Here is a 23,845-nt window from a genome sequence, read left to right as displayed (position 1 = left end):
ATGCAGTTAGAAGAAGTAAAAGCATTATTAACACAATTTGATCAATCAACTTTAACCGAATTTGATTTACGAGAAGGCTCGTTTGAATTATATATGAATAAAAATACAGCTTCTGGACGAAGTGCCGTAGAATCAGTAGCGCAACCACAAGAAACACCAATAGCCTCTAGTACTAGTAGTGTGTCAGTGCCTGTTGAAACAGTTTCTGTTGTTGAAGAAACGCCAACCAATACACCGACAGCCAATGAAAAGACTGAAGAAATTACGTCACCAATTGTAGGAATCGTTTATTTACAACCAGCTCCAGATAAAGAAAACTTTGTCAAAGTAGGAGACACTGTTAAAACGGGTGACGTTGTGTGTATCGTTGAAGCGATGAAATTAATGAATGAAATTACGGCGACAGTTGACGGTGTGATTACCGAAGTGTTAGTCAACAATGAAGATGTGGTTGAATTTGGTCAGCTGCTATTCCGAGTTGCTAAAGGAGAATAAAACATGAAATTAACAATTACAGAAATTCAAGAAATTTTACCCCATCGTTATCCCTTTTTATTATTAGATAGTGTTGAAGAAGTCATTCCCGGGGAACGCGTTGTAGCGAAAAAAAATGTAACGGTTAATGAGCAAGTTTTTCAAGGTCATTTTCCTGGAAATCCTGTTTTGCCAGGAGTTCTAATTATTGAATCATTGGCTCAAGCAGGCGCCGTGGCACTACTTTCAATGCCTGAATTCAAAGGGAAAACGGCATACTTTGGTGGATTAGATAAAGCAAAATTTAGACAAAAGGTAACACCAGGCGACACATTAATTTTAGAAGTTGAACTTTTAAAAGTCCGCGCTTCTGCTGGAATGGGTAAAGGTGTGGCAAAAGTTAATGGAAAAAAAGTTGCCGAGGCTGAATTAACCTTTATGATTGGATAGGTGAAAAATGTTTTCGAAAGTATTAATCGCAAACCGCGGAGAAATCGCTGTTCGCATTATTCGTGCCTGTCGCGAATTAGGCGTTCAAACAGTTGCTGTTTACTCTGAAGCGGATCAAGAAGCGTTACACACACAGTTAGCAGATGAAGCCATTTGTATTGGACCGGCGAAAGCAACTGATTCTTATTTAAATGTTCAAGCTGTTTTAAGTGCAGCGATTGTTACCAATGCTGAAGCGATTCATCCAGGGTTTGGTTTCTTATCTGAAAATAGTCAATTTGCTTCAATGTGCGAAGAATGCAACATTACTTTTATCGGTCCTAAAGCAGAAACGATTGATGCAATGGGCAATAAAATAAACGCACGTCAACTGATGCAAAAAGCGAAGGTACCTGTTATTCCAGGGAGTGATGGCGTCATTGCTTCTGTCGAAGAAGCGTTGTCGATTGCTGAAGAAATTGGTTACCCAGTGATGCTGAAGGCAGCTGCTGGTGGTGGCGGAAAAGGAATCCGAAAAGTTCTTTCAAAAGAAGAGTTACCGAAACACTTTACTTCAGCGCAGCAAGAAGCCAAAGCCGCATTTGGTAATGATGATATGTATTTAGAAAAAATTATTTATCCAGCACGTCATATCGAAGTGCAAATTTTAGGTGATCAATATGGGCATGTGATTCACTTAGGGGAACGTGATTGCTCACTACAAAGAAATAATCAAAAAGTATTAGAAGAATCACCATCGATTGCTATTTCTGAAGAAAAGCGTCAGATGTTAGGCGAAACGGCCGTTCGAGCAGCACAAGCTGTGCATTATGAAAATGCCGGAACCATTGAATTTTTGATGGATCCAGCTGGCGACTTTTATTTCATGGAAATGAATACCCGCATCCAAGTCGAACATCCAGTTACGGAAATGGTAACAGGGATTGATTTAGTCAAAGCACAATTAGAAATTGCTTCAGGTGAACCTTTAGCCTATACCCAAGAGGATGTTATCATGACTGGGCATGCGATTGAGTGCCGAATTAACGCTGAAAATCCTGCCTTTAATTTCGCCCCTTCACCAGGTAAAATTCAAAATCTCTTGTTGCCTAGTGGTGGAATGGGCTTGCGTGTAGACAGCGCTATGTATTCAGGTTATTCAATTCCGCCTTATTATGATTCAATGATTGCGAAAGTCATTGTGCATGGTGAAAATCGTTTTGATGCCTTGATGAAAATGCAAAGGGCTTTAAATGAAATTGTAACAGAAGGTATTATTACGAATGCCGAATTCCAATTGGATTTAATTACACATGACAATGTTTTGACGGGTGACTATGACACAAGCTTTTTACAAGAAACATTTCTACCAAATTGGGAGCCAGAAAGCAATCATTAAAGAAAGAACGCCGCAAGAGCTCTCTTGCTTGGAAAGATCATTGATCTTTTGAAAGGAGCTGTGCTCTTGCCGCTAAAATACGAGGAGTAAGCAAATGGCATTATTTAAAAAGAAAAATTACATTCGCATTAATCCAAATCGTGCTGATGCAAATGATGCATCAAAGAAGCCTTCTGTTCCAGATAATATGTGGGCAAAATGCCCTTCTTGTAAGCGAACACTGTATACAAAAGAAATGGGTGCAGAAAAAATCTGTCCGCATTGTGGCTATAGTTTTCGGATTGGTGCATGGGAACGATTAGCGATAACCGTTGATGAAAAAAGTTTCCACAATTGGGACAGTGAATTAGTGACAAAAGATCCACTAAATTTTCCTGGTTATCTTGAAAAGATTGAAAAAATGCAAGAAAAAACTGGACTAGATGAAGCTGTCTTAACGGGAGAAGCAACAATTGAAGGACAAGCTGTTGCAATTGGAATCATGGACGCTAATTTTATCATGGGCAGTATGGGAACGATTGTTGGTGAAAAAATTACACGCTTGTTTGAACGGGCGACAGAAAAGCATTTACCAGTGGTGATTTTCACTGCATCTGGTGGTGCCCGTATGCAAGAAGGAATTTTTTCATTGATGCAAATGGCGAAAATTTCGGCTGCTTTGCAACGGCATAACAAAGCAGGCTTGCTGTATCTTACGGTCTTGACTGACCCAACGACTGGTGGTGTTACCGCAAGTTTTGCGATGGATGGCGATATTATTTTGGCAGAGCCTCAGAGTTTAATCGGTTTTGCTGGCCGCCGTGTAATTGAACAAACAATTCGTCAAGAGTTGCCAGATGATTTTCAAAAGGCTGAGTTTCTTTTAGAACATGGCTTTGTAGACCAGATTGTGCCAAGAAATCTTTTGCGTCAACGATTGAGCGACTTGTTACGTTTACATTCTTTGGAAGGGTGGCGCTAGCATGGAAAAGAAAACAGCCAATGATGTTGTTACCTTGGCCAGAGCCCAAGATCGTTTAACAACTTTAGAATATATAGAAGCAATTTTTGATGACTTCTTAGAATTTCATGGGGATCGTTACTTTGCCGATGACTCAGCTGTAGTCGGTGGTGTTGCTACTTTGCAAGGGAAACCAGTTACAGTGGTAGGTATTCAAAAAGGCCGAAATCTACCAGAAAATATTGAACGTAATTTTGGTTCACCTAATCCTGAAGGGTATCGCAAAGCGTTACGTTTAATGAAACAAGCGGAAAAATTTAATCGCCCAGTCATTACCTTTGTGAATACTGCTGGTGCCTATTGTGGCATTGGTGCTGAAGAGCGAGGAGAAGGGGAAGCCATTGCGCAAAACCTGTTAGAGATGTCTGATTTGAAAGTGCCAATTATTTCAGTCATCATTGGTGAGGGTGGCAGTGGCGGTGCTTTAGCTTTAGCAGTCGCAGATGAAGTTTGGATGTTGGAACACACGATTTATGCGATCCTTTCGCCAGAAGGTTTCGCCTCTATTTTGTGGAAAGATGGCAGTCGTGCGAAAGAAGCAGCAGAATTGATGAAAATCACAGCGACAGAGCTGAAGGAACTAGCTATTGTAGATAAAGTAATTCCAGAAGTTATGAACGGTCAGCCTCTGGAACAAGCAAAAATTAATCGCATGTTACAAAAAGCGTTTATTTCAAAATTAACTGAATTAGCTAAATTAGATACGGAAACGTTACTAGAAAAAAGATACCAACGTTTTCGCAAATATTAGAAGTTACTACTCATCAACGAACTTTTCAGGGGTTGATGGGTGGCTTTTTTTATTTTTTCTTTTATTTTACTTGTTCTTTTACAAGGAACGACCGTCCTTTATAGAAATTTTCAGTAAAATGCAGTATAATACAATAGGTAGAGACTGAAGCATAATTGTTTAGTTATGTTTCAGTCTCTTAAAATCGAAGAAACTACATAGTGTCAGTGAGAGGAGTCACGATGTTTTCAAAATATAAACCGACATGGATGATTGATGCGATTTATAAAATTACCCCCGCACAATTAAAAAAACTGGGGATTAAGGCAGTGCTAACTGACTTAGATAATACGTTAATTGCTTGGAATAATCCCGATGGAACAGAAGAATTAAAAACTTGGTTATTAGAAATGAAAAATGCAGGAATTACTGTCCTCGTTGTTTCAAACAACAAAGACAGCCGGATTAAACGCGTTGTTGAAAAGTTTGACTTAGATTATGTAGCACGTGCCTTGAAACCAACCGCACGTGGCTTCAAATTAGCAGAAAAAAAATTAGGTTTGAAGCCGTCTGAAATGTTAATGGTCGGCGATCAGATTATGACAGATATTCGGGGAGCTAACGCAGCGGGCATACGCAATGTTTTAGTTCAACCGATTGTTGATACAGATGGTTGGAATACTAGAATCAATCGGTTCTTTGAACGGAAAATTATGAAATACTTATCAAAAAAACATCCAGAAATGACATGGAGAGGCGGATTAGAATGACAGAGGCAATTCATTGTATTGGCTGTGGTGCGATTATCCAAACGGAAAATCCTCATGAATTAGGCTATACACCAAAAACAGCTTTCGAAAAAGGAATGGAAACAGGGGAAGTTTATTGCCAACGTTGTTTTCGCTTAAGACATTATAATGACATTCAAGATGTCCAATTAACAGACGATGACTTTTTACGTTTATTGAATGGTTTAGGAACAGAAGATGCGCTGATTGTGAACGTAGTGGATATTTTTGACTTTAATGGGTCTCTCATTCCAGGATTACATCGTTTTATCGGAGACAATCCCGTGTTGTTAGTTGGCAATAAAGTGGATATTTTGCCTAAATCATTAAAAAAACCTAAAATGGTTCAATGGATGAGAGAACGGGCCCATGAAGCAGGATTACGCCCTGTTGATGTTTTACTAACAAGTGGCAAGAAACCGCAAGAAATGCAAGAGTTATTAGATATAATCGAAAAATATCGTGAAGGCCGAGACGTTTATGTCGTAGGTGTGACCAATGTTGGAAAATCAACACTAATCAATCAAATCATTCAACAAACAGTGGGTGTTCAAGATGTGATTACAACATCACAATTTCCTGGCACAACGCTAGATAAAATTGAAATTCCATTAGACGATGGCCACTTTTTAATCGATACGCCCGGAATTATTCACCGTCATCAAATGGCACATTACCTAGGTAAAAAAGACTTGAAAATTATTGCACCGCAAAAAGAAATCAAACCGAAAGTTTACCAATTAAATGCTGAACAAACCTTGTTTTTAGGTGGCTTGGCTCGCTTTGATTATGTCCAAGGTGCTAAAAGTTCCTTCATTGCCTATGTTTCCAATGACTTAAATTTACACCGAACAAAAACAGCAACCGCCGATGCTTTTTATGAAAAACATGTTGGTGGCTTATTGCAGCCTCCACGTGCCGATGAAGTCGCTGAGTTTCCTGAATTAGTGCGCTTTGAATTTTCCGTGAAAGAAAAAACGGATATTGTGTTTGCTGGTCTAGGTTGGATTACTGTCACAGAACCTGGTGTCGTCGCTGGTTGGGCGCCTAAAGGTGTCGATGTTTTACGTAGAAAAGCATTAATTTAAATTTTAGAGAGAAGGCAAACAATTTGAAACTTAGAGGAAAACAAAAACGTTATTTACGTAGTCAGGCACACCATTTACAACCTATTTTTCAAGTAGGCAAAGGTGGTTTGAATGACGCAATGATTACACAAATTGATGAAGCGTTGGAAAAACGTGAATTGATTAAAATCACGTTATTACAAAATACAGATGAAGTAGCAGAAGAGGTTGCAGAAGAACTAACAGCAGCCATTCATTGCGATGTGGTACAAATTATTGGTCGCGTGTTGGTCTTATTCAAGCCATCAAGTAAAGAAAAATATCAAAAAATTTCAGCAGCAGTCAAAGAGATTTAATATTGGAGGGATGAACAATGGGAGAAAAAAGACAAGCGCGTCAAGGAGCGGACGTTCTCTTGCAAGAGGAACCGTTACGTTTTCAAACAAGAAAGCAAGTCGGCTTGTTAGGTGGTAATTTTAATCCCGTTCATTTAGCACATCTTGTCATGGCCGATCAAGTTCAAAATCAACTAGGATTGGACAAAGTTTACTTAATGCCTACGTACTTACCACCACATGTAGACGAAAAGAAAACAATTAGCAGCGAACATCGGTTAGCGATGTTAGAACTAGCGGTGGCTGATAATCCCTGCTTAGATATTGAGCCAATTGAATTAATTCGCAAAGGCAAAAGTTACACGTATGATACGATGAAAGCCTTAAAAGAAGCCAACCCAGATACTGATTATTATTTTATAATTGGTGGAGATATGGTGGAATACTTGCCCAAATGGCATCGGATTGATGACTTACTCCATTTAGTTCAATTTGTCGGCATTCGGCGTCCTAATTATCCAACGGAATCTACCTATCCAATTATTTGGGTCGACGTTCCGCAGATGGCGATTAGTTCCACTTTGATTAGACAAAAAGTGAAAAGTGGTTGCTCAACACGCTATCTTCTTCCAGAGAATGTGATAAACTATATTCAAGAGAAGGGACTGTATCAAGATGAGCTGGATAACAAATTATGATGCTGCACAACGCGAATTATTAATGCAAAAAGTTCAAATGCAAATGAGTGAACGTCGCTTTCGCCATGTGTTAGGGGTCGAGGAAACAGCTGTGGCCTTGGCAGCAAAATATGGTGCCGATGAAGCCAAAGCCAGTATTGCTGCTTTGACGCATGATTACGCCAAAGAACGTCCAAACGATGAATTCGAGTTGATTATTCGCCGTGATGGCTTTGATTTGGGTTTATTAAACTATGGCAATGAAATTTGGCATGGCTTAGTTGGGGCGGATATTGTTCAACGGGAATTAGCCATTGATGACGAAGAAATCTTGCAAGCAATTCGTGTGCATACAACTGGGGCTGCTGAGATGAGCTTGCTAGATAAAATTATTTATGTCGCAGATTACATTGAACCAGGACGTGATTTTCCAGGTGTGAAAGAAGCCCGTGAAATTGCCCTTGTTGACTTAGATGCAGCGGTTGCTTATGAAACGAAACATACCTTGTTACATTTGATTGAACAAGAACATAAAATTTATCCAAAAACGTTAGAGACCTACAATCAATGGGTCGTTAATCAAAAATAAAAGAAGAAAGAATTACTAGGAGGGAACTATCATAGATAGCCAGAAAATTTTAGAAATTGCTGTCAAAGCAGCAGATTCAAAACGAGCAGAAGAAATTGTCGCATTAGACGTAAGAGAGATTTCATTATTAGCAGATTATTTTTTAATTTGCCAAGCCAATAGTGAACGTCAAATCAATGCGATTGTTGATGAAATTAACGAACAAGAAGCCAAAAATCAAATAGAAGTCAAACGTGTGGAAGGTAAAGAAGGCGGAAAATGGATTTTAATCGATTTAGGTGATGTTATTGTCCACGTATTCCAATCTTCAGAACGTGCCTTTTACAACTTAGAAAAATTATGGTCAGATGCCCCAATGGTTGATCTAAGCGCTTGGGTCGACTAAAATGGCCTATGAAACGTTTGCTTTCGTCTATGACGAAGTGATGGACGAAAGCCTATACCAAAAATGGTTGGATTTTTCCAATCGTCATCTCCCACAAGGAACCCAACAAATTCTTGAAATGGCTTGTGGTACAGGCGCTTTAGCAGTTGATTTTGCAAAAAGTGGTTACGATGTGACGGCCTTAGACTTATCAGAAGAAATGTTGATGATTGCTAGTGAACGAGCTTTTGAAGAAGAAGTGCCAGTTCAATTTGTTCAGGGAAATATGCTAGATTTATCTGAAGTGGGACAATACCAAGCCATCACTTGTTTTTCTGATTCACTGTGCTACATGGCTAATCGCCAAGAAGTACAACAAGTGTTCGATGAAGTTTATCAAGCGTTAGAAGAGGAAGGAACGTTCATTTTTGATGTTCATTCTACTTACAAAATTGATTCAGTTTTTCCGGAATATAGCTATCATTATCAAACAGAAGAATTTGCTTTTCTATGGGATAGTTACGCTGGTGAAAAAGAACACAGCATCGAACATTTCTTAACATTTTTTGTGAAAGAACAGGAAACAGATGAACACTTTGTTCGGTATGATGAATTGCATCAAGAACGAACCTATTCGTTAGATAACTATTTACGAATGTTAGAAAGCGCTGGTTTCATGAACGTCAAAGTTTATGCAGATTTTACAGATGAAGCACCAACTGAAACAAGTGAACGCTGGTTCTTTGTTTGTCAAAGAGATTAATAAGATTTGGCTTATGAGCTTGGGACAGCGCTTAAAAACGTTTGTCTCTTTGCTGATAAGTCCATTTTTTTATAACGGAGGTGGCTAGAGTGAAAGCCTGTGGCATTATCGTGGAATATAATCCCTTTCATAATGGACATCGCTATCATGCCCAACAAGCTCGCCAACAAAGCGGAGCTGAAGTAGTGATTGCTATAATGAGTGGGAATTTTTTACAAAGAGGAGAACCAGCCTTACTAGATAAGTGGGCCAGAGCAGAAGAAGCTTTGCAAAATGGTGTGGATTTAGTCATTGAATTGCCGACAGCTTGGTCGGTACAGTCTGCGGATTACTTTGCCAAAGGCGGTATAAAGCTATTGCAGGCGTTGCAATGTGAGAGCTTATGTTTTGGAACAGATAGTACAAGCGCAATTGATTATGCGGCTTTCGGCCAGTTTGTCCAAGAAAATCAATCCTTAATTGATCAAACGTTCCACGCATTGACAGACAAACAGTTGAGTTATCCACAAAAAATGACTGCTGTTTTTCGTCAAGTATATCCTGAAAGTAGGTTTGATTTTTCTTCGCCTAATCATATTTTGGGGATGAGTTATGCAAAAGAGAATGCCACGTATCCAACCCCGATGACGCTCTACCCAATTGCTAGAAAACAAGCGGGCTTTCATGATGCAACGATTTCCGGGAAAGTTGCTAGCGCCACGGCGATTAGGCAAAGTATTTTTCAACAAGAAATAACGCAAGTACTGCCAACGGTTCCTTCTATAACCGCACAACATTTACAAACACAGGCCATGATTTCATGGGAAAACTACTGGCCCTTCCTAAAGTATAAAATTGTTCAATCCTCGCTAGAAGAGTTACAAGCCATTTACCAAATGACGGAAGGACTTGAATATCGACTAAAAGATCAAATCCAAGCAGCAGGTTCTTTTCACGAATTAATGGAACGCATGAAAACGAAGCGTTATACTTGGACAAGATTGCAACGATTAGCAACCTATATATTGTTAAATATGACCAAAGAAGAAGTTGAAAATGTTTGGCAAGACAGTTATCTCCATGTGCTAGGATTTACGCCAAAGGGACAAGCTTATCTAAAAGAAACCAAAACACAGATTCAATTGCCGGTAATTTCTAAAGTATCTAAAGAAAACCGCGCAATGCTTTCGTTAGATATTCGCGCCAATCAACTATACCAGATGGGAGATTCTTCTTTAAAAGAACAAAATTTTGGTCGGTTTCCCCTACGATTTTCGCCAGATACCTAAAAAATACTTAACAAAAATCAGTTTCCCCAGTATAATAAACAAGGGATAAGATACTAACAACAAATCAGAGAAAGCGAAGTGAGAATATGGGCCGTAAATGGGCAAATATTAAAGAGAAAAAAGCTGCCAAAGACGCAAACAATAGCCGTGTTTATGCAAAATTCGGGATTGAAATTTACGTAGCAGCGAAGTCAGGAGACCCTGATCCTCATGCAAACCAAAAATTACGGTTTGTAATCGAACGCGCCAAAACATACAATGTACCAAAACATATTATTGATCGCGCTATTGAAAAAGCAAAAGGTTCAGCAGATGAACAATATTCTGAATTACGCTATGAAGGATTTGGACCAAATGGTTCAATGGTCATTGTTGATGCTTTAACAAACAACGTGAACCGAACAGCAGCAGATGTGCGGGCCGCATTTGGTAAAAACGGCGGAAACATGGGTGTCAGCGGTGCTGTTTCCTACATGTTTGATAATACAGGTATCATTGGCTTTGCTGGTGACGATGCGGATGAAATTTTAGAATACTTAATGGAAAAAGACATTGATGTTCGCGACGTTGTTGAAGAAGACGGTCAAATTATCGTTTACACAGAGCCAGAAGATTTTCACCATGCACAAGAAGCGTTAAAAGAAAAAGGCATTGAAGAATTCACGGTTACTGAGTTAGAAATGGTTCCACAAAACGAAGTAACATTAGAAGGCGACGATTTAGCGAACTTTGAAAAAATGTTAGACGTTTTAGAAGATTTAGAAGATGTTCAAAAAGTTCATCATAATGTAGATTTACCTGAATAATCCATTTGTTCGTTTATTTGAAGATTTAGAAAGAGGTCGGGACAGAAGTGTTTAACTCCGAGAAATAAGAAGGAGTTGCTTCTGTTCCCGCCGTTTATCAGTTTTTGAGCGTGGAGCAAAAATCCAAAGTGATTTTTGTCCCACGCTCTTTTTTCCATAGAATACATAGAAAAAAAGACAGTTGATTGATAGGTCAATGTGACGCAAAGCATTCAATGACAGGTTCAACTTTTGTCTGTTCCATAAATATTTGTCTAAACAGTTGAATTAATAGTACAATATTTTAGTAAGATAGATTATTGAACGGGGTGAATAGGCGTGAAAAAGGGAAGACTAGCGATTCTTGTAGGGGTAGCGGTTTTATCGTTAGCCGCTTGTCGGGAACCAAAAGAAAAGAAAGTAACCGCTCCAACTGAGGCATCCTCTAAAGTTGAAGAGACGAATGAAAAAACGAGTGAAACAATTGATAAGACAAACAAACAAGTGAGCAGCAGTGTCGAGTCTAACGAATCAGTGAAAAGTGAAGAGCCCACAGCTGATGAAAACAACAGTCAGCTAACCGTAGCTGATTTAGACACTACAGCGATTAATACTGGCGATTTTACTACTTTAGCTGGAACATGGAAAAATGGCAAAGGAGATAGTTTGATCATTCATCCTGATGGCAGTACAAATACCGAAGGAATGATTACGAAGGATTCACCTACTGATGAGTCGCGACCAATTACAAGCCTAAGTATTAGGTGGGGTCCTACTGGTGCCGCTTTATTATTATATAAAATTGGTGTTGAAAATCCTAACGGCGACCAATCGGATAAGACGAAACCGCGATTGTTAATTACTCAAGACAGTGGGAATTATCCTGCGGAAGAGTATTACTATCGTTCTTCTGAAGAGGGGATTCAAGACCAAAATGAAGATACAAAGATCATCGATACACAAGAAAAAGCAGAGGCATGTATCAGAAAGACATTGCCTGATGCAGAAAATAATGATACGAACCTTGGATTTTTGGGTATGAATGGAAATGACTTCTTTTTTAGAGCGCAGTCGAAACAGATGGTTGCAAATGGAGGGACTGGCACTGTCGGTTTTTACAGAGTATCACCACAAGGAGCAGTCAGAATAACGGATGCACAAGGCAACTAAAGATAGTCTCGTGGCAATCTATTTAATTCCTATAAAAGTAGCAAAATAAGAATGAAATGATCATAAAATATTCACATTTAGTTTGTAAGATATAAGCATACCAACAAACAACCTTAACAACACAAAACACTTTTTCATTTTTAACTCCTTTCCCGTCCTTACCCAAAGGGCGGGTCTTTTTTATGTTCAAAACTATTCGCTCAAGATACCAAAAAGCCAGCTTGTAGTAAGCTGGCTTTTAACTCTTTATATGTTGGCGCTTGTAGACACGAGATAATAATTAAGGTGTTGGAACAGTTGGTGAATAATTCGTTTTTCGACCATAAAGTTCTTGTGTTGCCGCCGAGATATACGCAGATGAATCTTTTCCTGGGAGGTTATACATTAAATAAATACCATATTGTTCCGCTTTTGTACGTTTAGCATATTGCGCCGCTAGATTTTGATTGACACCAACTTCAACGGCAGAAGCACCTAAACGAGAAGCAGGCATACCCGCAATTTGTGGCGGATTCCAGGTACTATAATAAGGATTCCAAGCATAATCAATTAAAGAACTCATTTGAGGATTAGACGAAGAGTTCGCAGCTGCTGGTCCAATATTATAAAAAGTAATTAATTTATCATTGCCTAAGCGATTTCTTAAGGCTTGAAGTAACCAAATGAACGAAGAATTATTTGGTTGAGGCGTACCATTTTTTCCGTATTCAGCATACTCATCATCAAAATCAATACCATCTAAATGATACGTATTAACGACTTGTTCTAATTGGGCTGCAAAGGCATCCGCACTTTCGTAAGTTGGGAAGTTAGCAAAGCCAGCGCCTTCATGGTTGCCTAAAATAGACAATAGGACTTTAGTGCCGCGTGCTTGAACTGGACGAATTTGTGTTTCAGCTTCGTTTAAAGTTTGTTGGACCCGTTCATTGAGATATAAGTAAGGTTTTTTATTGACCGTATCATAATTAATATTGGCTGCAAAAATAATCCCCATATCAAAAGCAGGTTGATTGGTCCCCGCTAAAGTATATTTTCCCACATTGTTAAAATCGTGGTTGTTTACTTCTACATACATGACTGTTTTAGGCGTAACATTTGATGCTGCTTGTACTTCAAATTCAGGTAGTGCAAACAGTAAACCACCGACTAAAAGGATCAAACTTAAAAAAGTTGAAATAATCCCAGTTTTCTTGTTAAAAAAATGAGTGTTTAATTGATGCCCCATAACTTTCTCCTCCTATAAATAAATATTTTTTGTAAGCGCTAACAAAGATATGTTATCATTTTTATAATTTAAACACAAGAAGAAGAGAACAAATGTGAGCAAATCCACAGAATAAAAAAATGTCCTCCGCAAAATAATCTTACGAAGGACACGATTTTACCAATCAAAGAGTAAGGCATAGCCTAAAGAAAGAAGCTCTCGACTGAAGTTTTTGATGTCTTTTGGAAAAGAAGAAGCCGCAGTAATGCCTGAAACGTTTGCGATGCCCGCTCGCTTGGCTAAAAGTTGTGAGCGATACATATGAAAGTCACTAGTAACAATGACTAGACGTTTAAAAGAAAGGATTTTTTGTGAATTGACAATATTTTCTTTGGTGCGTGTCGCACGACTTTCTAAAAGAATCTGTTTTTCTGGAACACCTTTATTTAGCAAGTATTGTTTCATAACCGCTGCTTCCGTAGTCGGCTCATCTGCTCCTTGCCCTCCGCTAACAATCACGGGTGTCTCGGGGTGTTGTTTAATATAGGGGATAGCCACATCTAACCGAGCTTGCAAAACACGGCTGGGCAGTGCGGTTTCTTTAGACGTTCCTAGAACGCGGGCCCCTAAAATTAAAATAGCATCTGGTTTATCGGTGGGTTGCGTATTTTTGCCAGTAAAAATAAGTAGACCTAAAATCAAAAGAATACAAAAGCCAAAACTGACAATGGATAAACTTGTTATTTTTAACCAATGCATAAAACATCACTCCTTGTAATGTTAGTGTATACGAAGTACCATAGAAAAAGCGATAGAAAACAAAAGACTTATAAAAAAATCTATGTTTTAGATAGAAACTTTTGAAGAAAGGGAGCGAGTGAATGCGTACAGAAGAAGAAATGTTTCAACTTATTCTGGATGTAGCAAAACAAGAAGAACACATTCGAGCCATGGGAATGGTGGGTTCTCGCACGAATGTGAAAGCGCCAAAAGATAGTTTTCAAGATTTCGACATTGTTTATATTGTAGAACCACGTGCTGAGTTTTTTAAAACAGCAACGTGGACAGCAAAATTTGGTCAACCATTAATTATGCAACGTCCCAAGGAAATGACCTTATTTCCCACAGAACCGAAGACTCGGGAAACATTTTTAATGTTATTTGAAGATGGTCAACGTATCGATTTAACGTTGTGTCCTCTCGCAGAAAAAGACAATTGGAATGAAGGAGATTCTTTAGCAATTATCTTGTTAGACAAAGATGACAGCTTGCCACCTTTACCTGTAGCATCTGATAAAAATTATACAGTAACAGTTCCGGATCAGCAGCAATTTAACGATTGTTGCAATGAATTTTGGTGGGTTAGTACGTATGTAGTTAAGGGGCTTTGTCGGAATGAATTATTTTACGCTGTCACACATCTCTATGAATATTGTCAGCAGGAACTGTTGCGCTTGCTTTCTTGGCAAGCGGCTTGGCAGGAACCAGAGCCAATTTCTGTTGGGAAACAATTTAAGTATCTGAAAAATTATGTCACTCCTGACACGATGGATCAATTAGCATCGTTGCTAGATTTTTCTAGTAAAGAAGCTTGTTGGAACAGCTTAATAAAGACACAAGCCTTTTTTAACGTCGTCGCTCAGGATTTTGCTAAAATGGCCCAGTTTACGTATCATTTACAAGAAGCAAAAAAAGTCACAGAGTATACAAATTCTTTAAGATTAAAGGATTTACAAGGAAAATAAGCTGAAAACAACATAAAAATAGTGTATAATTGAAAAAATTAATCAGCGAAGATAGGGCATCTTTTTTACTTGTAAATCACCGCAGTTGTTTGTTGCCTAGTCTCTAAGAAATAAACCTAAAATTATTGATATAAAGGATGAACAAATGAAAAAAGAAGAAATGCAAATACGTAATACACGTCGTCAAAAATCAGGAAAAAATAATAAAAAGAAAGTAATTATTACTTCTTTGGTTGGACTAGCTCTGGTTGCTGGGGGCAGCTATGTTTATTTTCAAAGTCACTTTTTACCAACCACAAAAGTAAATGGAGTTTCTGTGGGCTGGTTAAATGTAAATGCCGCAGAAGAAAAATTAGCGCAAGTTAATCAAACCGAAGAAGTTGTGGTTCAAACGGGGACAAAAGAAGAAAAAATTCAACTTCCTAAAAAATACCAATTGGATCAAAAATTTTTAAAAGATCATTTACACAGTAGCAAGGTGAAGCTACCGTTAAATGAGGCGTTCAAAAAAGAACTAGAGGCTAAATTAGCGACTTTGAGTTTTCCAGAGGGGACGCCAAGCAAAAATGCGAGTATCCGTCGAGGCAATGGCATTTTTGAAATTGTTCCCGAAGAACAAGGCACAGTAGTGGACACACAGCGCTTAAATCAGCAGATTATTGCGGATGTTGAAGCGGGAAAAGGCAACTATCAATACAATGCCAAAGATTTTTATAAAGCCCCTGAAATTACAAAAGAGGATCAAACGTTAAAGGCAACATTGACAACGCTCAATAACAAGTTAAATAAAACAATTACAGTTGATATTAATGGTGAAAAAGTAGCCTTTGATAAAACACAAATTCAAAACGTGCTGAATGATGATGGCACAATCAACAAAGAAAAACTAACTACTTGGGTGACACAATTAGAAACAACATATGGTTCTGCTAATCAACCAGTTTTATTTACAGATGTTCACGGCACGACACGTCGTTTTAAAAACAACGGAAGTTATGGCTGGTCGATTGATGGGGCCAAAACGCAAGAACTACTAGTAAATGCGCTGAATAGCCAAGAACAAACGAATGCAATCACTGCTCCGTTGGTTGGCGATACCAAAGAAAATAGTAAAATTGCCAATAATTACATTGAAATTGATTTAAAAGATCAAAAAATGTATTGTTTCATTGATGGTAAAAAAATAGTCACCACAGATGTCATTACTGGCAGATATAACAAAGGAACTGCAACAGTACCAGGCTTCCATACAATTTTATATCGGACAACCGATGTGAATTTAGAAGGTCAAATGCTTGATGGTTCTCGATACAGTGTGCCAGTAAAATATTGGATGCCGTTATTAAGTCAAGGGGGCGTTGTCACACAAATTGGGATTCATGACTCCGACCATAAATTGGATAAGTATGGCGATAAAGAAGCCTTTAAAACCGATGCTGGTAGTAATGGCTGTATCAATACGCCAGGAACAGAAGTTTCGAAAATCTTTGACGTATCTTATGACGGAATGCCGGTAATTATTTACGGGCATATCTATGATGATGCACCAGGTGAATTTGATAAACCTGTGGATTACGGCGAAGAAGTATAGAGAGATACTAGGCAAAATCGTATTTTAGTCCACTTATTTATCTGAAGAGTGAAGATTGGGGACGTCAGCGTAACGACTGATGTTCCCAATTTTTTATTGACAAGCGTCATAACCCGCTCTATGATACAAACAGAACAAGCAAATTAAATTGGGGGAACGAAGATGCCATTTGTACATGTAGAATTAATTGAAGGCCGCACAGAAGAACAGTTAACTAATATGGTCAAAGATATTACAGAAGCTGTGTCAAAAAACGCTGGTGCACCAAAAGAGAATATCCATGTGATTGTCAACGAATTGAAAAAAGACCGCTATGCACAAGGCGGCGAATGGAAAAAATAAGTTTTCAGAGAATTTCTGTTGAATCACTTGCTTTTTCTGAAAATAAGTGGTTAAATAAGTGCATAAATGATTGATGAGAAAGACAACTGAACTTGCCCGCGATCTATTAGAGAGGAAAATCTTGGCTGAAAATTTTCCAGATTGGCACAAGGGATGACCACTTTCGAAACCTTTGTTGAAACAAAGGCGGTCGCACCGTTAACACGCTAGAGGAACACAGATTATTTGTGTTCAAAATTAGGTGGAACCACGATATTTTCGTCCTAGTATTCGTTAGAATACTAGGACTTTTTGTTTTTTAACAAGGGGAACAGGTGGCTGTTTCGTTTCATTGTGAAAAACAGGAACACAATGAAACGCTTCAAATCAAAAATTAAAAGGAGAGAATTTTATTATGTCTATTCACATTACTTTTCCAGATGGCGCTGTCAAACCGTTTGATTCTGGGATTACAACATTTGATGTTGCTAAAAGCATTAGCAACAGTTTAGCCAAAAAAGCTTTAGCTGGTAAATTCAATGGTGTTTTAATCGATTTAGATCGTCCTATCGTAGAAGATGGTTCGCTTGAAATCGTGACACCTGATCATGAAGATGCTTTAGGAATTTTACGTCACTCGGCAGCTCATTTAATGGCTAATGCTTTACGCCGTCTTTTCCCTAACATTAAATTTGGCGTAGGTCCTGCGATTGATTCTGGATTCTACTACGATACAGATAATGGAGAATCCCCCGTGACAGCGGAAGATTTACCTGCAATTGAAGCCGAAATGATGAAAATTGTGAAGGAAAATAACCCAATCGTTCGTAAAGAAATCTCACGTGCAGAAGCGTTAGAATTATTTGCTGATGATCCTTACAAAGTTGAATTAATTACAGATTTACCAGAAGATGAAATCATCACTGTCTATGATCAAGGCGATTTTGTTGATTTATGTCGTGGCGTTCACGTTCCTTCAACAGGACGGATTCAAGTCTTTAAATTACTTTCAGTAGCTGGTGCTTATTGGCGCGGAAATTCTGACAATCATATGATGCAACGAATTTACGGCACTGCCTTTTTCGATAAAAAAGATTTAAAAGAGTTTATCAAAATGCGCGAGGAAGCCAAAGAACGTGACCACCGTAAATTAGGAAAAGAGTTAGATTTATTTATGGTTTCACAAGAAGTTGGTTCAGGGTTACCTTTCTGGTTACCAAAAGGCGCAACCATTCGTCGTACAATTGAACGTTATATTGTGGACAAAGAAATTAGCTTAGGGTACCAACATGTGTATACACCAATTATGGCTGATGTGGAATTATACAAAACATCTGGTCACTGGGATCATTACCATGAAGATATGTTCCCACCAATGGATATGGGCGATGGCGAAATGCTAGTATTACGTCCAATGAACTGTCCACACCATATGATGGTTTATAAAAATGACATTCATAGTTACCGCGAATTGCCCATTCGAATTGCTGAATTAGGCATGATGCACCGCTATGAAAAATCTGGCGCATTATCAGGATTACAACGTGTTCGTGAAATGACTTTAAACGATGGCCATACTTTTGTTCGTCCTGACCAAATTAAAGACGAATTTAAACGTACTTTGGAGTTAATGGTAGCTGTCTATGCTGACTTTAACATTACGGATTATCGTTTCCGCTTAAGCTATCGTGATCCAAATAATACAGACAAATATTTTGATGATGATGCGATGTGGGAAAAAGCGCAAGCGATGTTAAAAGCTGCCATGGATGAATTAGAATTAGATTACTTTGAAGCAGAAGGTGAAGCCGCCTTTTATGGTCCTAAGTTGGATGTTCAAGTAAAAACAGCTTTAGGAATGGAAGAAACACTATCAACAATCCAATTAGACTTCTTATTACCAGAACGTTTTGACTTAACTTATGTCGGCGAAGATGGTGAAAATACACATCGTCCAGTTGTTATCCACCGTGGTATTGTCTCAACAATGGAACGATTTGTAGCTTACTTAACAGAAGTTTACAAAGGCGCTTTCCCAACTTGGTTAGCACCAATTCAAGCAACTATTATCCCAGTTTCTGTAGAAGCACATTCGGATTATGCTTATGAAATCAAAGAACGTTTACAAGCACAAGGCTTACGTGTTGAAGTCGATGATCGTAACGAAAAAATGGGCTACAAAATTCGGGCTTCTCAAACACAAAAAGTACCTTATCAATTAGTGGTCGGGGACAAAGAAATGGAAGACGCAACGGTGAACGTCCGTCGTTATGGAAGCAAAGAAACGTCTGTCGAAGATTTATCAATTTTCGTTGACAGCATGGCTGCTGAAGTTCACAACTACAGCCGTTAAAAAAAGAGAAAAAGTCAAAAGGACTTCTGAATTTAGAAGTCCTTTTGACTTTTTTTCAACAACAAAATAATTAAATATTTCCTTAGAGCTAGGAATAATCCTGATTTTTTGACTATTTTTTGTTACAATGAGAATGCGAAACTTTTTAGTGAAGGGACTAGAGGTATGAAGAAAAACTCATTTATAGATAAAATAAAAAAAACAGATGCCGCAGCAAAGAGTCAACGAGGTAGAAAGCCACATATTCCTTTTCGATTGAACTTATTATTTTTTGTGATATTCACTTTATTTGTTTCATTAATTGTCCGTTTAGGGTATTTACAGATCGTAGAAGGAGAAGAGTTTAACAAAAAAATCACTGCCAACTCTTCACTACAAATCACGACACCATCCCCTCGAGGACAAATTTATGATTCACAAGGAAAAGTCTTGGTTTCTAACAAAGCCAATTTAGCAATCACTTACACACGAGGAAAAAATATTGAAGGAAAAGATATTTTGCCGATTGCGAATAAAGTCAACGAACTTATTAACGTTCCAGTTGATCCAAACTTAACGGATCGTGACAAAAAAGATTATTGGTTAGCGAATCCTGAAAATTTAAAAGCAGCTCAAGCCCGTTTAACCGATCAAGATAAAGAAGATGAAAAAGGCAACAAAATTACGGACGAAGGCACATTATATGCCAAAGCAGTTGAAAAAGTCACTCCTGAAGAAATTGCGTTTGATGATCGGACCTTACAAGCAGTGACGATTTTTAAACGAATGAATGCAGCGTCACAAATGAACACAGTCTTCATCAAGAATGAAGGTGTGACAGAAGGTGAAATTGCGACAATTGGTGAACATACAGCGGAAATATCTGGTGTTTCAACAGGGACTGATTGGACGCGTGATTATTCTCAAAGTGGTGCATTACGTAGCCTGTTGGGCACCGTTTCAACTGAAAAACAAGGATTGCCAGCCGAAGAAGTCGATGAATATTTGAAAAAAGGCTATGCACGAAATGACCGTGTCGGGACTAGCTATTTAGAAAAACAATATGAAGACGTTCTACAAGGTAAAAAAGCAAAATCAGAAGTCGTTTTAGACAATAACGGAAATATTGTTTCACAAACCCCAATTTCCAAAGGGGAAAAAGGCTCCAACTTAAAATTAACGATTGATTCAAATTTCCAAAACAAAGTTGATGAAATTTTACAACGAAACTATTCACAAATTGTCAAAACCATTGGACCATACTCAGAAAATGCGTATGTCGTTGCTATGAACCCTCAAACAGGTGCTATTTTAGCGATGTCCGGAGTTAGTCATGATTTACAGACAGGAGAAGTCACACCTAATCCTTTAGGTCCTATTTTAAACTTTGAGGTACCTGGATCTGTTGTGAAAGCAGGCACTTTAACAGCTGGTTATGAGGCAAAAGTATTACAAGGAAATGATACTCTATTAGATGAACCAATTATTTTAGCTGGTACAAATCCAAAAGCTTCTTGGTGGAATAGTGGTGGTCGCAACGCACAAATGCAATTAACTGCTGAGCAAGCGTTAGAGTACTCTTCTAATGCCTATATGATGAAAGTCGTGTTTAAATTGATGGGCGTAAATTACTATCCCAATATGGTCTTCCCGTATGAAATTGGCGATGACAAAGTTTTCAAAGAGCTAAGAAACGCTTATGCTGAATATGGAATGGGGATTAAGACAGGCATCGATTTACCTGGTGAAAGTCCTGGATATATAAATAAAGATTTCAAAGATCCTGCTGAAGCGCCTAAAGGTGGGAATCTATTAGATTTATCATTTGGACAATACGATAACTACACGCCGTTACAATTAGCACAATACGTTTCCACTGTCGCAAATAATGGTATTCGCGTGCAACCTCATGTAGTAGAAGGAATCTATGGTAATGATGAAAATGGAGCTTTAGGAAAAATTTTGAAAGAAATCGAACCCAAAGTTTTGAATAAGGTAAATATTTCTCAAGACCAAATAGGAATTCTTCAACAAGGTTTTTATAATGTGGTACATGGAACTAGTCAATTTACTACGGCACCGGGTTTAAAATCAGACAAATTTTCAATTGCTGCTAAAACAGGGACCGCTGAAACGCAAGCAACGGATGCTAACGGAGTTGTTCACACAACGGTTAATAGTAACTTGGTAGCTTACGCACCTTACGAAAACCCTGAAATTGCAATTAGCGTTGTTTTACCACACTTAAATGACGAAGAATCCAAACCAAACCAAACGATTGCTAAAGAAGTTTTAGAAGCGTATATGGAGATGTACAAAAAATAAAATTTGTAAAGTAGTTCTACTTTACAAATTTGCCCAAAAGGGTAGTCAAACGACAAAAAAAATGGTATGATATTCAAGTCTAAGAAATCTCTTGGAAAGATCAATTATTAGTAGGAGGGGAAAACATGCGCGTAAACATTACTTTAGAGTGTACTTCTTGTAAAGAACGTAACTACTTAACAAATAAAAATAAACGTAACAATCCTGATCGTTTAGAAAAACAAAAATATTGCCCACGTGAAAGAAAAGTTACTTTACATCGTGAAACTAAATAATTTAGTTAGATAGAGCCTAGAATCCTTATCCAACAAGGATTCTAGGCTTTTTTTGTTATCAGTAATTGTTAATTTAGTTATTGATGTAGTTTTTTTGAAAATCATCATAGTAAAAAGAAGCATCAACAACCAAACAAGGTTAGACTATTGGTCTAACTTTGTTTGGTAAGTTTTAAATTATTGATTCGACCTATTCTATCTATAGATATTTTTAACCGTAAACTAAATGGTTGTAATTCCAAGCGGACAACCAATAGTATTTATTGCTGGTTTTGAAATAACGCCAATAATAGCCTCCAGTTCCATAACCTCCTATACCTGTATCCTGAACATTAACAAAATAAAGATACTTATGATTGGAAGTAATAGTTACTGCAGCTGCAGGTATACCATTTTCGTGCCAGTTAAATCCTACAGGGACAAGGTAATTGATACGAAACATTGCTGGATATTGACTATTGTCTTGTGAGGTGTATAACTTTTTAGTAGCTCGTAATAAAATATTAGATGATGAGACGGGCTGTTGAGTAGTCAAATTTTTAATAGGTACGGGAGAACTTTTTAAGTCACTAGTATTTTCAACAAACTCTAATGCTTTTTTGTTATCGCTTTCATCAACCTTGAAGTTTTCTGTTCCACCGATAGCAACTGCATTAACGTTAGAAGCAAAAGATGATAAGCTAGCATACAACAAACCAATAACAACAACAACTTTAAACTTGTTTTTCATAAAAAAACCTCCTTTTCTTTATATTATAATTAAATCATACTCTATACTTATTATCAATATTTTTTTTGTATAAAAAATTTTTTTAGCTATATTTGTATAAAAATGTACGCACATAAAAAAGCGCTAGCTTTTGTTCAACAGTTATTTAATTTTGAGTCTAGAATTAATCGTTTTGATTTTTTCTAGGCTTATTTTTTATGAAGTAAGCAAATCGTATCGGGAGAGGTATTGAATTAAGAAATAAAGCATGTATTGATTCAGAAAAAAAGTTGTAGTAAAATTTTCGTCACAACTACTTTTTTTATGATTTTGTAGAAGGAAAAGTTGGAATAATGAATTGAGAAGAGTCGAGTTTTAGGAGATGATTTTTGGTGACTTTTTATCAATTATTGCAGTTAGATCCATTTATTTTAAAACAAAAAATTCATCAAGCGGACACTAAAAAACAGCGGAGATATTTTTGGCGCGCTTTGTTAATAAGAGATCTTTTATTAGTTTCGTTTGCGATTTTATGGGTGTCGACGATTACTTTTTTCTTTGGAAAAGCTGTAGCGCCTTTTTCAATTGTATTATTTTGTTTGCTGTTGAGTATCCGTTTCGTCTCATACGGCTATAGGGAAAAACAGGCCTTGCTTAGTTTAGGAATCGTGTTAACAATTCTGGGTGTTAGTCCACTAATTTCATTGATTTCTGTATCATTTTTACAATTAGTTCTTCATTTTATCTGCTTGCTGGCATTGTTTTTCTTAACTGGTAAAAACCCTAAAATGGGTAATCCTGGCTTGTATACGTTCTCCTACTTATATTTAGTTGGCACTGTTCACTATCAATCGTTTCAGCAATTAGAACAAACTTTCTTTGTATTAGTGTTTGCCTATCTACTTTTAGCTTTTGTTTATCATGTGAAACATAAAAAGTTGGATCATGAGATTACTTTTATACAGATGGTTAAGGAAAATGGTTTTTTTAATCAAAGAAATATTTGGTTTGGTTATTACGCTTTAGGCATTAGCTTATTACTTTTTATAGGAACGCACCTTCAGATTGACCGCTTTATGTGGGCAACATTTGCTAGTTCTTCATTATTTTCTGGGTATGACACGTTTAAATTGTCTGAACGAGCCAAAGAACGAATAATAGGGGTCGTTATTGGCTCTATAGTATCGGCTATCTTGTTATTTTATTTACCAACGAACCTGCTTGGTATTTTAGGAGGTCTTTGTTTAGGCCTATGTACGTCTTATAAAAGTAAAACGATTTTTAATTGTGTTGGTGCTATCATGGCAGCTTCTATGATATTTGGGCTAGAAACAAGTCTTTACTTAAGAATTTTGTTAAATATGTTGGGGCTAGCTTATGGTTTGTTTTATCATTTTGTCTTTGTAAAAACTATGTCTTATTGCAATCGCAAGCAGTGGCTGAAATTGTCGGAATAAAAGGAGCCTAACACTCTTTCTTGAAAGAGTGTTAGGCTCCTTAGGCAT

General features: G+C 37.6%; 25 protein-coding genes. 22 read left to right on the top strand and 3 right to left on the bottom strand.

All coding sequences use genetic code 11. The annotated features are described in order from the left end of the window. From accB to IGL49_RS10130, 15 genes are all read left to right on the top strand, one after another. On the top strand, window positions 1-495 hold the full coding sequence (gene accB / locus IGL49_RS10200) for an acetyl-CoA carboxylase biotin carboxyl carrier protein (RefSeq protein WP_104858677.1): 495 nt from the start codon (window positions 1-3) through the stop codon (window positions 493-495). A gap of 3 nt (window positions 496-498) precedes the next feature. Then, window positions 499-924, top strand: a complete 426-nt coding sequence (fabZ, locus tag IGL49_RS10195) for a 3-hydroxyacyl-ACP dehydratase FabZ (protein ID WP_002356286.1) — start codon at window positions 499-501, stop codon at window positions 922-924. Window positions 925-931: 7 nt separating this feature from the next. After that, window positions 932-2,302, top strand: coding sequence for an acetyl-CoA carboxylase biotin carboxylase subunit (locus IGL49_RS10190; RefSeq protein ID WP_104855050.1), 1,371 nt, complete (start codon window positions 932-934; stop codon window positions 2,300-2,302). 94 nt (window positions 2,303-2,396) lie between these two features. After that, the gene (accD, locus tag IGL49_RS10185; protein WP_002356293.1) at window positions 2,397-3,263 is read left to right on the top strand and encodes an acetyl-CoA carboxylase, carboxyltransferase subunit beta; all 867 of its coding nucleotides are present in this window, start codon (window positions 2,397-2,399) and stop codon (window positions 3,261-3,263) included. 1 nt (window position 3,264) lies between these two features. Next, window positions 3,265-4,053: an acetyl-CoA carboxylase carboxyl transferase subunit alpha gene (locus IGL49_RS10180; RefSeq protein WP_104855049.1), complete on the top strand. Its 789-nt coding sequence runs from the start codon at window positions 3,265-3,267 to the stop codon at window positions 4,051-4,053. Between the two features lie 221 nt (window positions 4,054-4,274). Beyond that, complete coding sequence (locus IGL49_RS10175) at window positions 4,275-4,802, top strand: YqeG family HAD IIIA-type phosphatase (protein WP_002356296.1); 528 nt, start codon at window positions 4,275-4,277, stop codon at window positions 4,800-4,802. Then, complete coding sequence (gene yqeH / locus IGL49_RS10170) at window positions 4,799-5,908, top strand: ribosome biogenesis GTPase YqeH (protein ID WP_104855048.1); 1,110 nt, start codon at window positions 4,799-4,801, stop codon at window positions 5,906-5,908. Before IGL49_RS10175 ends, yqeH begins: the two co-directional genes overlap by 4 nt. Before the next feature lie 23 nt (window positions 5,909-5,931). After that, window positions 5,932-6,243: a ribosome assembly RNA-binding protein YhbY gene (yhbY, locus tag IGL49_RS10165; RefSeq protein WP_002356298.1), complete on the top strand. Its 312-nt coding sequence runs from the start codon at window positions 5,932-5,934 to the stop codon at window positions 6,241-6,243. 17 nt (window positions 6,244-6,260) lie between these two features. Then, window positions 6,261-6,920 (top strand): nicotinate-nucleotide adenylyltransferase, encoded by a 660-nt coding sequence (locus IGL49_RS10160; RefSeq protein WP_002365150.1) that lies wholly within the window; start codon window positions 6,261-6,263, stop codon window positions 6,918-6,920. Then, complete coding sequence (gene yqeK / locus IGL49_RS10155) at window positions 6,898-7,488, top strand: bis(5'-nucleosyl)-tetraphosphatase (symmetrical) YqeK (RefSeq protein ID WP_104855047.1); 591 nt, start codon at window positions 6,898-6,900, stop codon at window positions 7,486-7,488. The genes IGL49_RS10160 and yqeK overlap by 23 nt, the downstream gene beginning before the upstream one ends. A gap of 46 nt (window positions 7,489-7,534) precedes the next feature. Continuing rightward, the gene (gene rsfS, locus IGL49_RS10150) at window positions 7,535-7,873 is read left to right on the top strand and encodes a ribosome silencing factor (protein ID WP_104855046.1); all 339 of its coding nucleotides are present in this window, start codon (window positions 7,535-7,537) and stop codon (window positions 7,871-7,873) included. A gap of 1 nt (window position 7,874) precedes the next feature. Further along, a complete protein-coding gene (locus IGL49_RS10145; RefSeq protein WP_002356302.1) occupies window positions 7,875-8,615 on the top strand; it encodes a class I SAM-dependent DNA methyltransferase in 741 nt (246 codons plus the stop codon). Between the two features lie 80 nt (window positions 8,616-8,695). Beyond that, a complete protein-coding gene (locus tag IGL49_RS10140; RefSeq protein WP_164982995.1) occupies window positions 8,696-9,883 on the top strand; it encodes a nucleotidyltransferase in 1,188 nt (395 codons plus the stop codon). Between the two features lie 86 nt (window positions 9,884-9,969). After that, entirely contained in the window at window positions 9,970-10,689 is a 720-nt protein-coding gene (locus IGL49_RS10135) for a YebC/PmpR family DNA-binding transcriptional regulator (protein ID WP_002356305.1), read from the top strand. Between the two features lie 318 nt (window positions 10,690-11,007). Then, window positions 11,008-11,838, top strand: coding sequence for a DUF6287 domain-containing protein (locus IGL49_RS10130; protein ID WP_104855044.1), 831 nt, complete (start codon window positions 11,008-11,010; stop codon window positions 11,836-11,838). A gap of 280 nt (window positions 11,839-12,118) precedes the next feature. Here the strand turns inward: IGL49_RS10130 and IGL49_RS10125 are convergent, their stop codons facing one another. After that, complete coding sequence (locus IGL49_RS10125; protein ID WP_104855043.1) at window positions 12,119-13,063, bottom strand: endo-beta-N-acetylglucosaminidase; 945 nt, start codon at window positions 13,061-13,063, stop codon at window positions 12,119-12,121. Window positions 13,064-13,219: 156 nt separating this feature from the next. Next, window positions 13,220-13,801, bottom strand: a complete 582-nt coding sequence (locus IGL49_RS10120; protein ID WP_104855042.1) for a YdcF family protein — start codon at window positions 13,799-13,801, stop codon at window positions 13,220-13,222. A gap of 122 nt (window positions 13,802-13,923) precedes the next feature. On the opposite strand from IGL49_RS10120, the gene IGL49_RS10115 reads away from it, so the two are divergent. The 6 genes from IGL49_RS10115 to rpmG all read left to right on the top strand — a co-directional run bounded on the left by IGL49_RS10115 (window position 13,924) and on the right by rpmG (window position 21,631). Next, window positions 13,924-14,787 carry an aminoglycoside 6-adenylyltransferase gene (locus tag IGL49_RS10115; RefSeq protein WP_104855041.1) on the top strand — a complete coding sequence of 288 codons (864 nt, stop codon included), beginning with the start codon at window positions 13,924-13,926 and terminating at the stop codon, window positions 14,785-14,787. Between the two features lie 145 nt (window positions 14,788-14,932). Beyond that, window positions 14,933-16,378, top strand: a complete 1,446-nt coding sequence (locus IGL49_RS10110; RefSeq protein ID WP_164982994.1) for a L,D-transpeptidase family protein — start codon at window positions 14,933-14,935, stop codon at window positions 16,376-16,378. Between the two features lie 162 nt (window positions 16,379-16,540). Beyond that, on the top strand, window positions 16,541-16,720 hold the full coding sequence (locus IGL49_RS10105) for a 2-hydroxymuconate tautomerase (protein ID WP_002356318.1): 180 nt from the start codon (window positions 16,541-16,543) through the stop codon (window positions 16,718-16,720). Window positions 16,721-17,114: 394 nt separating this feature from the next. Then, entirely contained in the window at window positions 17,115-19,052 is a 1,938-nt protein-coding gene (gene thrS / locus IGL49_RS10100; protein ID WP_104855040.1) for a threonine--tRNA ligase, read from the top strand. Window positions 19,053-19,217: 165 nt separating this feature from the next. Then, window positions 19,218-21,356, top strand: a complete 2,139-nt coding sequence (locus tag IGL49_RS10095; protein ID WP_104855039.1) for a penicillin-binding transpeptidase domain-containing protein — start codon at window positions 19,218-19,220, stop codon at window positions 21,354-21,356. 125 nt (window positions 21,357-21,481) lie between these two features. Then, the gene (gene rpmG / locus IGL49_RS10090; RefSeq protein WP_002356321.1) at window positions 21,482-21,631 is read left to right on the top strand and encodes a 50S ribosomal protein L33; all 150 of its coding nucleotides are present in this window, start codon (window positions 21,482-21,484) and stop codon (window positions 21,629-21,631) included. 211 nt (window positions 21,632-21,842) lie between these two features. Here the strand turns inward: rpmG and IGL49_RS10085 are convergent, their stop codons facing one another. Further along, window positions 21,843-22,361 (bottom strand): hypothetical protein, encoded by a 519-nt coding sequence (locus IGL49_RS10085; RefSeq protein ID WP_104855038.1) that lies wholly within the window; start codon window positions 22,359-22,361, stop codon window positions 21,843-21,845. Window positions 22,362-22,732: 371 nt separating this feature from the next. Here IGL49_RS10085 and IGL49_RS10080 point away from each other — a divergent pair, with 371 nt between their 5' ends. Further along, the gene (locus tag IGL49_RS10080; protein ID WP_104855037.1) at window positions 22,733-23,797 is read left to right on the top strand and encodes an FUSC family protein; all 1,065 of its coding nucleotides are present in this window, start codon (window positions 22,733-22,735) and stop codon (window positions 23,795-23,797) included. Window positions 23,798-23,845 lie beyond the last annotated feature (48 nt).

This window comes from Enterococcus sp. DIV1337a (genome assembly GCF_051712285.1).
In the GTDB taxonomy this organism is placed as follows: Bacteria; Bacillota; Bacilli; order Lactobacillales; family Enterococcaceae; genus Enterococcus; species Enterococcus faecalis.
Note: the sequence above shows the minus strand (reverse complement) of the source record. Positions and strands in the feature narration are given on the sequence as shown.

What these genes read in the sequence shown, in the direction of transcription:
- fabZ (WP_002356286.1), top strand. Translation starts at nt 499, where the DNA reads ATGAAATTAACAATTACAGAAATTCAAGAAATTTTACCCCATCGTTAT.
- accB (WP_104858677.1), top strand. Translation starts at nt 1, where the DNA reads ATGCAGTTAGAAGAAGTAAAAGCATTATTAACACAATTTGATCAATCA.
- rpmG (WP_002356321.1), top strand. Translation starts at nt 21,482, where the DNA reads ATGCGCGTAAACATTACTTTAGAGTGTACTTCTTGTAAAGAACGTAAC.
- IGL49_RS10085 (WP_104855038.1), bottom strand. Translation starts at nt 22,361, where the DNA reads ATGAAAAACAAGTTTAAAGTTGTTGTTGTTATTGGTTTGTTGTATGCT.
- IGL49_RS10180 (WP_104855049.1), top strand. Translation starts at nt 3,265, where the DNA reads ATGGAAAAGAAAACAGCCAATGATGTTGTTACCTTGGCCAGAGCCCAA.
- IGL49_RS10110 (WP_164982994.1), top strand. Translation starts at nt 14,933, where the DNA reads ATGAAAAAAGAAGAAATGCAAATACGTAATACACGTCGTCAAAAATCA.
- yqeH (WP_104855048.1), top strand. Translation starts at nt 4,799, where the DNA reads ATGACAGAGGCAATTCATTGTATTGGCTGTGGTGCGATTATCCAAACG.
- IGL49_RS10160 (WP_002365150.1), top strand. Translation starts at nt 6,261, where the DNA reads ATGGGAGAAAAAAGACAAGCGCGTCAAGGAGCGGACGTTCTCTTGCAA.
- IGL49_RS10175 (WP_002356296.1), top strand. Translation starts at nt 4,275, where the DNA reads ATGTTTTCAAAATATAAACCGACATGGATGATTGATGCGATTTATAAA.
- accD (WP_002356293.1), top strand. Translation starts at nt 2,397, where the DNA reads ATGGCATTATTTAAAAAGAAAAATTACATTCGCATTAATCCAAATCGT.
- IGL49_RS10135 (WP_002356305.1), top strand. Translation starts at nt 9,970, where the DNA reads ATGGGCCGTAAATGGGCAAATATTAAAGAGAAAAAAGCTGCCAAAGAC.
- yqeK (WP_104855047.1), top strand. Translation starts at nt 6,898, where the DNA reads ATGAGCTGGATAACAAATTATGATGCTGCACAACGCGAATTATTAATG.
- IGL49_RS10190 (WP_104855050.1), top strand. Translation starts at nt 932, where the DNA reads ATGTTTTCGAAAGTATTAATCGCAAACCGCGGAGAAATCGCTGTTCGC.
- IGL49_RS10145 (WP_002356302.1), top strand. Translation starts at nt 7,875, where the DNA reads ATGGCCTATGAAACGTTTGCTTTCGTCTATGACGAAGTGATGGACGAA.
- IGL49_RS10095 (WP_104855039.1), top strand. Translation starts at nt 19,218, where the DNA reads ATGAAGAAAAACTCATTTATAGATAAAATAAAAAAAACAGATGCCGCA.
- IGL49_RS10125 (WP_104855043.1), bottom strand. Translation starts at nt 13,063, where the DNA reads ATGGGGCATCAATTAAACACTCATTTTTTTAACAAGAAAACTGGGATT.
- IGL49_RS10120 (WP_104855042.1), bottom strand. Translation starts at nt 13,801, where the DNA reads ATGCATTGGTTAAAAATAACAAGTTTATCCATTGTCAGTTTTGGCTTT.
- IGL49_RS10115 (WP_104855041.1), top strand. Translation starts at nt 13,924, where the DNA reads ATGCGTACAGAAGAAGAAATGTTTCAACTTATTCTGGATGTAGCAAAA.
- thrS (WP_104855040.1), top strand. Translation starts at nt 17,115, where the DNA reads ATGTCTATTCACATTACTTTTCCAGATGGCGCTGTCAAACCGTTTGAT.
- IGL49_RS10105 (WP_002356318.1), top strand. Translation starts at nt 16,541, where the DNA reads ATGCCATTTGTACATGTAGAATTAATTGAAGGCCGCACAGAAGAACAG.